13 protein-coding genes are annotated in these 12,303 nt (G+C 38.1%); 3 read left to right on the forward strand and 10 right to left on the reverse strand.

What is annotated here, in order from left to right; all coding sequences use genetic code 11:
- Positions 1-200 precede the first annotated feature (200 nt).
- The 4 genes from NYQ66_RS01385 to NYQ66_RS01400 all read right to left on the reverse strand — a co-directional run bounded on the left by NYQ66_RS01385 (position 201) and on the right by NYQ66_RS01400 (position 2,935).
- The gene (locus NYQ66_RS01385; RefSeq protein WP_259866048.1) at positions 201-1,172 is read right to left on the reverse strand and encodes an HD domain-containing protein; all 972 of its coding nucleotides are present in this window, start codon (positions 1,170-1,172) and stop codon (positions 201-203) included.
- A gap of 166 nt (positions 1,173-1,338) precedes the next feature.
- Positions 1,339-1,617, reverse strand: a complete 279-nt coding sequence (locus NYQ66_RS01390) for a hypothetical protein (protein ID WP_259866049.1) — start codon at positions 1,615-1,617, stop codon at positions 1,339-1,341.
- A 44-nt stretch (positions 1,618-1,661) separates the two neighbouring features.
- Positions 1,662-1,841, reverse strand: coding sequence for a hypothetical protein (locus tag NYQ66_RS01395; RefSeq protein ID WP_259866051.1), 180 nt, complete (start codon positions 1,839-1,841; stop codon positions 1,662-1,664).
- Between the two features lie 152 nt (positions 1,842-1,993).
- Complete coding sequence (locus NYQ66_RS01400; protein ID WP_259866053.1) at positions 1,994-2,935, reverse strand: prenyltransferase/squalene oxidase repeat-containing protein; 942 nt, start codon at positions 2,933-2,935, stop codon at positions 1,994-1,996.
- Positions 2,936-3,244: 309 nt separating this feature from the next.
- Between NYQ66_RS01400 and NYQ66_RS01405 the strand changes: the two genes are divergently transcribed.
- A complete protein-coding gene (locus NYQ66_RS01405) occupies positions 3,245-3,733 on the forward strand; it encodes a DUF4830 domain-containing protein (protein WP_259866055.1) in 489 nt (162 codons plus the stop codon).
- 101 nt (positions 3,734-3,834) lie between these two features.
- On the opposite strand, the gene rbsK is transcribed toward NYQ66_RS01405, so the two are convergent.
- The 3 genes from rbsK to NYQ66_RS01420 are packed head-to-tail and all read right to left on the reverse strand — an operon-like array spanning position 3,835 to position 6,379.
- Positions 3,835-4,737: a ribokinase gene (rbsK, locus tag NYQ66_RS01410; RefSeq protein WP_259866057.1), complete on the reverse strand. Its 903-nt coding sequence runs from the start codon at positions 4,735-4,737 to the stop codon at positions 3,835-3,837.
- Positions 4,738-4,767: 30 nt separating this feature from the next.
- A complete protein-coding gene (locus tag NYQ66_RS01415) occupies positions 4,768-5,463 on the reverse strand; it encodes an amino acid ABC transporter permease (protein ID WP_259866059.1) in 696 nt (231 codons plus the stop codon).
- A 10-nt stretch (positions 5,464-5,473) separates the two neighbouring features.
- Positions 5,474-6,379, reverse strand: a complete 906-nt coding sequence (locus tag NYQ66_RS01420; RefSeq protein WP_259866062.1) for a transporter substrate-binding domain-containing protein — start codon at positions 6,377-6,379, stop codon at positions 5,474-5,476.
- Positions 6,380-6,716: 337 nt separating this feature from the next.
- On the opposite strand from NYQ66_RS01420, the gene NYQ66_RS01425 reads away from it, so the two are divergent.
- Positions 6,717-8,651, forward strand: coding sequence for a heavy metal translocating P-type ATPase (locus NYQ66_RS01425; RefSeq protein WP_407652035.1), 1,935 nt, complete (start codon positions 6,717-6,719; stop codon positions 8,649-8,651).
- A gap of 291 nt (positions 8,652-8,942) precedes the next feature.
- On the opposite strand, the gene NYQ66_RS01430 is transcribed toward NYQ66_RS01425, so the two are convergent.
- The 3 genes from NYQ66_RS01430 to NYQ66_RS01440 are packed head-to-tail and all read right to left on the reverse strand — an operon-like array spanning position 8,943 to position 10,598.
- Positions 8,943-9,770: a YihY/virulence factor BrkB family protein gene (locus tag NYQ66_RS01430; RefSeq protein ID WP_259866175.1), complete on the reverse strand. Its 828-nt coding sequence runs from the start codon at positions 9,768-9,770 to the stop codon at positions 8,943-8,945.
- A gap of 20 nt (positions 9,771-9,790) precedes the next feature.
- Positions 9,791-10,111 (reverse strand): YtxH domain-containing protein, encoded by a 321-nt coding sequence (locus tag NYQ66_RS01435; protein ID WP_259866063.1) that lies wholly within the window; start codon positions 10,109-10,111, stop codon positions 9,791-9,793.
- Between the two features lie 13 nt (positions 10,112-10,124).
- Positions 10,125-10,598, reverse strand: coding sequence for a low molecular weight protein-tyrosine-phosphatase (locus tag NYQ66_RS01440; RefSeq protein WP_259866065.1), 474 nt, complete (start codon positions 10,596-10,598; stop codon positions 10,125-10,127).
- A 339-nt stretch (positions 10,599-10,937) separates the two neighbouring features.
- Between NYQ66_RS01440 and NYQ66_RS01445 the strand changes: the two genes are divergently transcribed.
- A complete protein-coding gene (locus NYQ66_RS01445; protein WP_259866177.1) occupies positions 10,938-12,293 on the forward strand; it encodes an alanine/glycine:cation symporter family protein in 1,356 nt (451 codons plus the stop codon).
- The last annotated feature ends 10 nt before the right edge of the window (positions 12,294-12,303 follow it).

Genomic DNA, 12,303 nt, shown 5'->3' on the forward strand with positions numbered 1-12,303 from the left:
TCTGAATTGTGGAGAAAATGTTAGATAACAGTTCATTTATCACACGAAATCTCAATGACTTTAGCACCTTAAATAACAGTACAAATACTATAGTAGTTGATCTATCGTGTCTTCGGTTTACATTAGGATTATAAACGGTACTTGCATTTTTAAATCCAAGTACCGTTATTTAGATTGTTCAACACGCCACTTAACCCACACTAATAAGAAATATAATACACTTTCTTCAATGAACGAATCTCCTCAAGTAACTTATGAGAATCCGCACAAATAGAGGTTAGTTTCTCTCCATCTACCAACGGCGACTTATCGTACACTTTCCGGACCTCAATTGTTTCTGCACCGTCCACCAGATGATCATGCACCATAATCCGTTCAGGCTCCCACATGACGATGGACATGATTTCCTCCACACTTTCGATCCGTGAATGTACTAGCAAATGGATTAACTCATTATTAGTAAGTGTTTTAATAACCTCCGTAGTTTGGGCCTTTTCTGTGGCATAAATAGAAATAGCCTTTGACAATAGGTAGTCTAATGCTAGCAATGTGGGATGCAAGAACGAACAATGATCATGGTAAAGTGCGCTCATAATCTCCCGGCTAGTAGTAAGGTCTGCTTCAACGTACTTATCCTCAAAATATATAGACTGAATCATTTGCGCTGGACGCCTATCTAACCTCCCTAACATATAGGCATCTCTTAAGAAACTATCTAAGTGATCTGCACTTAAGTATGCTGTCTTGTGAGATAAAGGTGTATCTTGGTTAAGCAGATCAATAATTTTCTCAGGTAAAAAATCATACTTACGTAAAATTCTTGCTACTTCCTCTCCTCTTATATATTCCTCTGTGATCGTATGATGATTTAGACCAAGCGGGTGCTCCACTGCATGCGAAAAAGGTAGATGCCCAATGTCATGTAACAGTGCCGCTATTCGTAGCTCCTCTTCTTTCGGGAAAAACGTTGAAATAATAGTCCAGACACCAATGGTATGCTCAAACCTTGAATGTTTTACGGAAGTGATCAGTGAACCTGTTCCATAATGTGATAAATACTTTAATCGTTTTAATGTTTTTGTTTGCAACAATTCATATTCCCACGGGTAAATCGAAAATGTTTGCTGGTAAAAAGGGTCATGAACTTCTTTTAGGTTTTTAAACAAGTACATCATTAATTCCTCCTAATTAAAAAGAGCCAGTTTCATATCATAAATGATACGAAACCGGCTCACTCGTTTATTAATGAGAGTGGCAATATGCCACGGTTTATCAGTTCGTCAGAAAAGTGAATAAATGTATGGAAAATTATATAATATAACCCACTATTTTGAAAAGCTATTTTTTTATTTTAAATCCTTGCTTTTTGGCATATCTATTAATAATTCTAATTAGTTTTCCTTTATGTATGGATACAGACCCATGAATCTCTCTTTTCCCTTCAATGACATACTCATCATAAATAATATAGTTGAAATGGTCCATCTTCTTAATAATGTAGTGGTTACACTCATATTCCCCACTTCTAATATTAAGAGAATAAATAAATTCAATAATTCCATCATAAAATTCTTGATCAGAAATTTCATCTTGTAAAAACGATTGGAGGATTTCCATCTTCTCTTCCCCTTCAATGACATGTTACTAGTACAAAACCGCTACTACATACGCTTTACCCTTCCCAATATTTCAGATACACCAATGGCAATACTTGCATTTAGCATCCCGAAAATAGAAATTAACAACACAATGCCATCGTACTCACCAACTAAATTCATGACAAACATGATTAAACACGCCGCGAATACGAGAATACCAAAAATGAAGATAAACCGATCCAAACTGACCCCTCCAAACCGACAATAGCTATATTTTTTTATCATTTTATAATTTATTAATGTGATCCCTTTACGAACAACAGTCTGAGAACTAACCATTGTGCAACAGATTTTTTCAAAAAATGGCTTGCATTCCCACCACGCTGTAATCACGTTTATCGTTGTAAATATCCAAACGCTTGAAATGTCATAAATCGGCGTACCAACATGATGCCTTGCCAATACCTTTTAGCGACCGTAAAGGCTTCTGGATAGCTTCCCCAGTCCCATGGTATTTCCCAAGTACCTTCATTGGATAAAGAATCCACATAAAAATGTAAGTTTTGTTCGATTAACGATCCAAATTCTATAGACAGAGGGTCTTCCGGGCTATCCATAAAATCAAGTGGTAGAGGTTTATATCCTGTGGACCAAGCTGTTACATCACGCTCTACACTAGACATGATGAGTAACGAAACTTTATCCGTGATGTCTTTTAAGGAATATGCAAGTTTATGATTAACAGTCTCTTCTTTCCCACGCAATACTTTGATAAGCCGTTGATAATTATGAATTTCGTGCCAATCCATTTCTGTAACACGTTGAAGGCGCTGGATTGCTTTTTCTATAGAAGACCAGCCAATTGCAGCAGCTTCACTTTGTTCCGGTGACCAGTGTATAAGATACGCAGCTAACTCTACTCCTGGATTAAACATCCAGTTGTTCTGTACGCCTTCACTCCAGTGCCACCAAGGTGCGTGAGGAAACTGATTATTTCCGGGTAGCACGGATGGCCACATCCCAGTTTCTCGATCATTTGAATCTACCAAATAGGCCAACATCCTTTGCACAATATCCTGATTTGAGTCAACTTCGACATCAAATAAAATTTGCGCAGCAGCCCAAGTCGCCATTGGTGATGAGTATGGGGACCAAAAATCCGGTTCGACACCATGACCAAAGCCTCCATCTTCATTCTGAAATGCAGTTAGGTATTGTACGACTCGATCACGACTTCCCTGTTCGAAATAATATTCCCATAGAGCGATTTCTAACGGTCTAGCATTTCGTTTCATCCAATTACTTGACTGAAAAAACATACCTTCTGTTATGCGCATGTAGATTTCCCCTCCTATCCATATAACGGATTTTGATGAGAGACACATAGAGGTTAACTTAATCCGACTTCACTTTCTTTTATTATAACGCTCTATTGCTTCATTTAAAGTCTTTATTCTAAAAGATTTTGCTTATAACAAAATTGGCATCAACGCAACTTCAATAATACAAAAACTGGAATATATGATACACTTAGGTTAGAAGAAGTACGATATATGTACTGTTTCTTAACCAATGAATACGAGAGGTTCACCGAACACTCCACATAAATGATAGCGTTACCAAAAATTCCTAAGGGGAAGATTATAGTGAAAATGAAGATTGGATTTATATTAGTACTATCTTTCTTTATTCTAGCAGGCTGTAATCAAGATAGTATTTCTGAAACTGCAACTGTTGCGAAGGATTATCTTGAAGCAGAAGGATTTGAGGTCCTTTCTTATGAACAGCACCAAGAAAAGTATGTGTTAACAGAAGAAAAGATTAAGGAGGACGCTCTTGCTGGTACTCCTGATCCTAATTCCGATTGGGGTAGTGGGCAAATGAATGATTTTGAACATTATTTAGGTAAGACAGTTGATGTTGAAAAATTTGCTGTGAAGAATCACCCCTTAAATGAAGAACAATGTTGTGACAATGTTAACGCAGAAGAGAAGGTTTACACGTATGTTTATGTTGTAGAGGGCGAAGTAGCTGGCGGAGTTGCGGTACCTGATGTTTTAGATGGTATTGGGTTAAGTGGTGGTTATTGGTCATCATTGGATGGTGAAATTAAAGTGGAAATGACTTTTAATTAAAGAACAGATCCATATAGTAAAACTTCTATTAAATTGGGAGTTTTACTTTTTTCATTTGGGTTAAAAAAAGGAGATGCATCACACATCTCCTTAGCATTCTCTTATCCATTTAAACGATCCACTTCTTCCTTATAAGGCATCCCTTCTTGCGCACCGAACTTCGTTACCGCAAGACCCGAGACCTGAATAGCAAACGCAATGATTTTAGCCATTTCCCAGTCTTGGGCAAGCCCATAAGCAACCGCCCCATTAAAAGCATCTCCTGCACCAGTTGTGTCTGTAACATCAGCCACTTTACTAGCAGGAATCGTTACAACCTCACCTTGGTCGTAATAAGCACAGCCCTTTTCTCCTAACGTAACAATCAATTCCGTCTGATAGGATTGATACCAAGACGTGAAAGCTTGTTCCAAACTAGCCTTTTCATTCAACAGTACTTCAAGTTCAGTTTCATTTGGCGTGATATAATCCACCAACATCATCACTTCTTCACTTAGACTTACAGCAGGAGCCGGGTTCAAGATCGTAGTCACCTGATGTTCTTTCGCCATTTTTAGCGCATATGTTACCGTTTCTAACGGGATCTCTAGTTGCATTAATAAAAAATCAGCACTTGCGATAACCTCTTCCAAATCTTGAAGCAATGCAGGTGTACACTGACCATTCGCACCAGGTATGACAATAATACTGTTATCTTGTGGCACATGTACGATATTTGCTATTCCCGTAGCAACCCCCGGAATTTGCGAGACAAGTTTCGTATCAAGTTGATATGCCTCGAGTTGTTTGAGGATTTGCTGAGCAAATTGATCTTCCCCAACAGCACCGATCATCGTAACATCCCCACCAAGCTTCCTAATCGCTACCGCTTGATTAGCACCTTTACCGCCTGGTAAATAACGTACTTTTTCTCCGTGAATTGTTTCTCCGGTTTTTGGCATTCGGCTCGCTGATACAATGACATCCATATTCAAGCTACCAATGACAACTATTTTTTTCGCCATCCACGTTCACCACATTTCCTTGAATTACTATTAGCTTACATAACGACTGAACCTTTTTTCAAGTCTCTCTTGGAATGCTGAAATAAGAATACATAATGGCCAATAAATGAAAGCAATAAGTATATACATCGTCAATGGATCAAACGTTCTACCGCCTACTATTTGCGCTTTTTGAAATAACTCTGGAACGGTAATTACTGCTGCAAGCGATGTTGCTTTTACAATATCTAAAAACACATTTGTTAATGGCGGAAGTGCAATTCGTACTGCTTGTGGCGTGACTACTCTCGTAAGTGTCTGCCAATAATTAAATCCCAACGCTTTCGCTGACTCCCACTGGCCATTAGAAACACTATTTAACGAAGCTCGGTTGATCTCCGCAATATAGGCAGCACTATTTAAGCCAAAACCTAAGATCGCCGCGGTTATGCCACTAAACTGAATACCAACCATTGGCAAACCACTATACAAAATAAATAAAAACACTAAGATTGGCGTGCCCCTCATAAATGAAATATAGAGTCTTGATGGCCACCTTAGTAAGATGTTTTTCGACTGTCGTCCTAGTGCGAGAAAAAATCCTAATAATAGACCAATGGCCATCGCCGTAAAAGAAACAGCGATGGTCATCGGTAAACCTTCTAAAACAAACGGTAAATTTTTAAATGCTAGTTCTACATCAAAAAGATTGCCAAAGTCTAAATCATTTACATCAATCTCAAGCATAGTCTCTCACCTACAGGTCTAGTCCTTCAATTTCAACAATATCCTCTTCTGGTTGTTTAGACGCATCTTTACCACCAAAGAACTGCTCGGATAATTCCGTTAACGTGCCATCTTCACGCATTTCGGCTAACGTTTCGTTTATTTTCTCATTTAGAACATTTGATTCTAAAGGCATGACAATAGCTTGTTCAGTCGGATGGAATTTCAAGTCCGGATGTAAAACAATATCAAACTCAGGGAATGCTTTTAATGCTAAGCTCTGTAAGTAGTAGTCATTAATAACTGTATCTGTTCTACCATTATCTACATCTCTTAAGTAAGTATCGTTTGTTGCATTACCATAAGTTACAACTTCTGCACCATAGTGCTCAGCAATTTGACTAAACACCGTTGTTGCACCACCACCAGCTTTTTTACCATCTAGATCCTCAAGCGTTTCGATTCCAGAATGATCTTCCGCTCTAACAATCATCGTAGTATAGGAGTATTTATATGGATCACTGAAAGAAAATTGTTTTTTTCTTTCTTCTGTAATCTCCATATCATTGATAACTAAGTCCACTCTGCCGTTGTTTAGAGATGCTAACATACCATCAACTGCCATTGTTTCATACTTTATCTCTAAGCCTAAACGATTTGCAACTTCTTTAATAATTTCTATATCATAACCTGTTAACTCTTCTGATTCTTCCGGATAAAACGAAGCCGGATATAACGTTCCGGATGTTCCTACAACTATTTCTCCAGCTTCTTCTATTTCATTCCAATGTGTTGAAGCTGTTTCATTGTCATCTGCTTGCTGTGAATTTTGGTCTGTATCTTCCTGTGTATTTTGCTCCGTATCAGAAGTCCCACATGCAGCTAACAGAAGCATCAAACTAATAAAAATTGTAAAAAATAACCCCTTATTTTTCATCTTTATGTCCCACCTTAAATTTATTGTTATATGCTATTCACTCTATAAAAGATAACAGTTTATCTTTACCAATTCAATCTATTTACACTCTGTTTCTATTATTTTTTTCTGCTGTTATACATAAGTGTTACTAACTCCTCAACCATCCCTTCTCCCACTAAAGGAAATACGCACATTGACGCTTTGGTAAAATATGATATGATTAAGTTAATTAGTAAATTATAATAATTATAATCTAGTAGTAATGATAATCATTATCAAAATCCTTAGTATTATAGTAATTAACACATTTACGTACTGATTATTATTATCAATTAGATTACAGGAGATGATTAGGTTGTCTACACTATTAAGAATAATTACAAATAAACATATTACACCGATACACAATGAACGCAATCACTTGTTTTTAAACCGTCTACGGAAACATGCAGAACTAATCGCAGCCATCACAAGCGGCTTCTTAATCGCACTAGCATGGGGGTTCGAAAACAATCTTTCTACAACCACATGGATCAGTTTAAACCTTGCCGCTTTCACAATTGGTGGATTTGCAAAAGCAAAAGAAGGAATAGAAGACACAATCAAAGATCGAAAACTCAATGTGGAAATGCTAATGATTTTCGCTGCCATTGGTGCAGCAGCGATTGGATACTGGACGGAAGGCGCGATATTAATCTTTATCTTTGCCTTATCTGGTGCACTTGAAACGTACACAATGAATAAAAGCGAACGCGAAATATCCTCTCTCATGGATCTTCAACCTGAACAAGCATTACGTATTTCAAACGGCAGAGAAGAGTTCATTCATGTGTCTGCGTTAAGAATTAACGATGAAATCTTAATTAAAGCTGGCGAAAGAATACCTGCAGATGGCGTCATTGTCAAAGGTACTACTTCAATTGATGAGAGCGCACTGACAGGAGAGTCCTTTCCTGTAGAAAAAGAAAAAGATCATAAGGTATTTGCAGGAACAGTAAATTTAACAGGGAGTCTTACGGTTGAAATTACGAAACTCTCTAGTGACTCCCTTTTCCAAAAAATCATCACACTTGTCCAAAATGCACAAAGCGAAAAATCACCGTCGCAACTTTTCATTGAGAAGTTCGAAAATATCTATGTGAATATCGTCTTGGTCGTCGTAGCAGTGATGATGTTTTTACCTCACTTTATATTCGGATGGTCATGGACAGATACAATTTATCGAGCGATGATTTTATTAGTAGTAGCTTCCCCTTGCGCTCTTGTTGCTTCGATTATGCCGGCAACATTAGCAGCCATTTCAACCGGCGCTAGAAACGGAGTATTATTTAAAGGAGGCGTTCACCTCGAAAATCTCACTAGCATAAAAGCCATCGCGATCGACAAAACTGGTACATTAACCGAAGGAAAACCAGAAGTGACGGACGTTTACGTAGATCCCAACTACAATAAAGAAACCATCCTTGGTGTTACGAGAGCCATTGAGAAAGAATCGAATCATCCTCTTGCCAAAGCTATTGTGAGCTATTGCAACGAATTCAATATCGATGATTCCTTTGACATCGAAGAGACGAAGGACGTTAGCGGCAAAGGCATTACTGCCGTCATACAAGGAGAGATTTGGAGGCTTGGCAACTTAGCTTTTGTTGGGGATAAAGCACAGGAATTCCAGAACGGCATTGCTTCTCAGCTTGCAAGGGAAGCAAAAACGCTTGTATTTATCGCCAAGAACGAAACTGTCGTTGGTCTTATTGCCCTAAAAGATATACTTCGCAAGGATACCATTGCAGCTATAAAAACCTTTAAAAACTACGGCATCCAAACCGTAATGCTTTCTGGTGACAATGAAACAACAGTAAGAGCGATTGCCAAAGAAGCAAATATTGATACTTATATCGCGAACTGTTTACCAGAGGATAAAGTAACACATGTAAAACAATTACGGGAGGAGTATGGAAACGTCGCAATGGTAGGCGATGGCATTAATGATGCACCCGCACTGGCCACAGCCAATATTGGCATTGCCATGGGAGCAGGAACGGATGTCGCACTAGATACCGCTGATGTCGTGTTAATGAAAAACAAACTATCAAAAATCGCAAACGCTATTACATTATCCGCAAGAATGAACAAAATCGTTAAACAAAACATCATCTTTTCGATCAGCGTTATACTTGTATTAATCGCATCAAACTTCATTCAAGTATTAGATATGCCTTTAGGCGTAATCGGACACGAAGGTAGCACGATTTTAGTTATTTTGAATGGGTTACGATTGTTGAAGCAGTAATCCCTTTATCAAAGCAAGCAAGCGGACATTTATTCCGTTATTTTTGGTAAATGCATTGTTTTGGGTTACTTGGCGGACATCCGTTCCGCTATTTTGCCATATAGCGATCTATTATGAATTTTGGGTAAATAAAGGAATAAATGTCCGCTTATACATTAAAAATTGCGATTTTCATGATAATAGCGGATTAGATGATGTCCGCGAAATCTTAGATTACGATCAAAAAAACTGCACCCCAATTGTTGCTCCTTTCCAACAATTGGGATGCAGTTCATTTACGAGAGCACGCCTTTAGGAATTTTGCTCTTTTCTACGCAACTTCAATAATGCATTGATTTCTCCACCAGTAATAATAATAACCCCTGTGATGAAGAACCAAATCATTAAGACAATCACACCACCTAGACTTCCGTAAGTAGCTGAATAGTTCCCCATTGTATTTACATAGAAGGAGAATGCAAGTGAAACCAATTGCCATCCAATTGTTGCAAATGCCGCCCCTACCGCAACATCTTTTATGTGTATTTTTTTGTTAGGTGCTAACGTGTACAATGCCAAAAGGACAATAAAGAACACGATTGATGAAACTACCCAACGCAGTGTCTCCCAAACTTGGATAAAGTCCTCTGACAATCCAATAAATGAGAACAAATACACACCAATTGCTTTCCCGAAAATAGGAAGTAAAAACGCAATAATAATAACAATTAACATAGCGACGGTTAATACAATTGCAATTAGTCTTGATGCGATAAAAGATCGTGTTTCTTCTACATTATAAGCAGCATTAAACGACCGAACGATGGCGTTAATTCCATTCGAGGCCGACCATAAAGTACCAATGATACCAACAGACAATAACCCGCCATTTCTATTGTTCATAATCTGGTTCAAATTCTCATCAAGTAAGCGCATGATTTGTTCCGGTGCATACTCGTCAATAAAATTAAGAACATCAATCTCCTGTATTGGCAAATAGCCAATCAGAGTAACTAAGAAAATCATAAATGGGAATAAGGACAGAAGAAAAAAATAGGCTAGTTGCGCAGATAAACCAAATACATCATCGTCCAACATTCGCTTAATCAAACGCTTTATGAATTCATAGATGTTTTGCAATTGCACATCTATCCTCTCCTTTATTCAATAAGCTTTGTTGTCTCCATTGTTCCTGTCTGCTCATCACTTTCTTTATCTAACGTATCCATTACTGATTGAATCTGGTTCACCACTTCAATTCCACTATTTACGTTTTGCATGAGAAATGTTGACGCTTGCTCATAGTAGTCGCGCAATTGGTGAAACCCTTCAGATGGATGCTTCCGATAGTAATTAACAGTAGCACCCGTATTACTTATTCTATTACCAACCGCTTTTCTTGTGTCAGGATCAAGTAAAGTTGCTAGCCCTCCAATAGCAGCACCGATCATCATACCTTTTAGAAATTTACTACTTCCCATGCGTTACACTCCTTTATCCTTGTTTATGTACTGTTTTGATTTGCTTGAGTAATTGTTTACACCCTTCATCCACTAACTCATACGTGTACTCAAAATTATTAGTGAAATATGGATCTGGTACATTCTTTTCTTTAGGGTTTTCTACATAATCCATTAACCTCTTCACCACAACCTGATCATGTGCCTCACGCAAAGCATGTAAATCACTCATATTCTTTTCATCCATCGCAATGATATAGTCAAACTCGTCCCAATCATTCACATGAATTTGTCTTGCTGTAATCCCTTCATATGATATCGTCTTCTCCGTTAATAGATTTCTTGTTCCTTCATGCGGGGGATTCCCGACATGCCAACGTCCTATTCCTGCTGAATCAATGATAAACTGATCCTCTATACCTTCTTCTTTAACTAAATGACGAAAAATCGCCTCCGCCATAGGAGAACGACAGATATTGCCAAGACATACAAACAAAACTTTAATCATAGTATAACCACCAATCTTTATTTGTTATCCTCATTATACAAGACAAGTTAGCATATTATTAGAAAAACACATTCTTTTAATAAGTACATGTACTCTAATTATCACTATACCTTTTAACTATATAATTCAAACTATACTTCCCACGGCAAATATTAATTTTAGGAGGTGTTACATTTAACACGCAAACATTCTCTAAACAATTGACATAATATACCTTTTTCATCTATTGAATTATTCGCTTAGTTTTCAGGAAATTTAAATAATCATACTTAAGGAGGTTTTACAATGGGAGAATTTATGGATGCATTGGGTGAATTTCTGGGCAAAGATGGGAAAGCAATGGAAGTTATCAGCGAAATCAGTGGCTTTGTTTGGGGCCCACCTTTACTCATCCTTTTAGTTGGGACGGGTATCTATTTAACAATCAGACTAGGATTTCTTCAATTCAGAACATTACCTTACGCATTAAAACTAGCATTTAGTCCTGCAAAACAAGACAAAAAATCAAAAGGGGATATTAGTCACTACCAGGCATTATCAACCGCAATGGCCGCTACTATTGGTACTGGTAATATTGTAGGGGTTGCATCCGCTGTCGTTGCAGGTGGACCCGGTGCTGTATTTTGGATGTGGATCACCGCTTTAGTAGGGATGGCAACCAAATATTCGGAAGCAATATTAGCAGTAAAGTATCGTGTTGAAAACGATAAAGGCGAGATGTCAGGTGGACCAATGTATTATCTTGAAAAAGGGCTAAAAGCGAAATGGCTTGGTGTTCTCTTTGCTATTTTTGGTGCGATTGCTGCCTTCGGGATTGGAAACATGGTTCAGTCAAATGCGGTTTCTGGTGCAGTCGAGACTTCTTTTAGTATCCCTGGATGGGTAACGGGCCTTGTTCTAGCAGTAGTTACGGCACTTGTTATTCTTGGCGGGATTAAAAGCATTGGAAGAGTAACGGCATTTTTTGTTCCAATCATGGCTTTGTTTTATGTTATCGCAGGTCTTATTATTATCTTTTTAAACTTCGACTTGGTTCCTGCTGCATTCCAAACTATTTTTACAGATGCCTTTTCAGCTAATGCCGTTGGTGGTGGTATTTTAGGTACAGTAATTCGTTACGGGGTTGCTCGTGGTGTATTTTCAAACGAAGCCGGTCTAGGTTCTGCTCCTATTGCCGCAGCAGCAGCAAAAACAGACTACCCTGGTCGTCAAGCACTCGTTTCCATGACTCAAGTTTTTATCGATACAATTATTGTTTGTACAATCACAGGTGTTACGATTGTTATGGCACAAATGTATGGTGGAAATATAGATGGTGGCGACTTAACTTCAGCATCATTTGGGCATTTCTTAGGTGATACCGGTACGTATATTGTTGCAATTGGGATTATCTTCTTCGCGTTCTCGACATTAGTTGGTTGGTCTTATTATGGCGAAAAGTGCTTTAGCTATTTATTTAACGATCAAGCAATCACCTATTACCGCATCGCCTTTATCTTGTTTGTATTTGTAGGGGCGATTGCAAGCTTAGACGTTGTATTTGGAGTTGCTGATATCATGAACGGTTTAATGGCGTTACCGAACTTAATTGGTTTAATCGGGCTTTCTGGCGTCGTCGTGTCGGAAACAAATCGATTCCTTGATGTCGCAAAACAAGAAAAAAGACAAAAGAAAGAAAAGACCATGTCCATGTAGTAATGATTAC

Source organism: Aquibacillus koreensis (assembly GCF_025154055.1).
Classification (GTDB): Bacteria; Bacillota; Bacilli; order Bacillales; family Amphibacillaceae; genus Aquibacillus_C; species Aquibacillus_C koreensis.

Coding starts and splice junctions, on each gene's coding strand:
- NYQ66_RS01385 (WP_259866048.1), bottom strand. CDS start 1,172: ATGTACTTGTTTAAAAACCTAAAAGAAGTTCATGACCCTTTTTACCAG.
- NYQ66_RS01445 (WP_259866177.1), top strand. CDS start 10,938: ATGGAAGTTATCAGCGAAATCAGTGGCTTTGTTTGGGGCCCACCTTTA.
- NYQ66_RS01440 (WP_259866065.1), bottom strand. CDS start 10,598: ATGATTAAAGTTTTGTTTGTATGTCTTGGCAATATCTGTCGTTCTCCT.
- NYQ66_RS01400 (WP_259866053.1), bottom strand. CDS start 2,935: ATGCGCATAACAGAAGGTATGTTTTTTCAGTCAAGTAATTGGATGAAA.
- NYQ66_RS01435 (WP_259866063.1), bottom strand. CDS start 10,111: ATGGGAAGTAGTAAATTTCTAAAAGGTATGATGATCGGTGCTGCTATT.
- rbsK (WP_259866057.1), bottom strand. CDS start 4,737: ATGGCGAAAAAAATAGTTGTCATTGGTAGCTTGAATATGGATGTCATT.
- NYQ66_RS01415 (WP_259866059.1), bottom strand. CDS start 5,463: ATGCTTGAGATTGATGTAAATGATTTAGACTTTGGCAATCTTTTTGAT.
- NYQ66_RS01420 (WP_259866062.1), bottom strand. CDS start 6,379: ATGAAAAATAAGGGGTTATTTTTTACAATTTTTATTAGTTTGATGCTT.
- NYQ66_RS01390 (WP_259866049.1), bottom strand. CDS start 1,617: ATGGAAATCCTCCAATCGTTTTTACAAGATGAAATTTCTGATCAAGAA.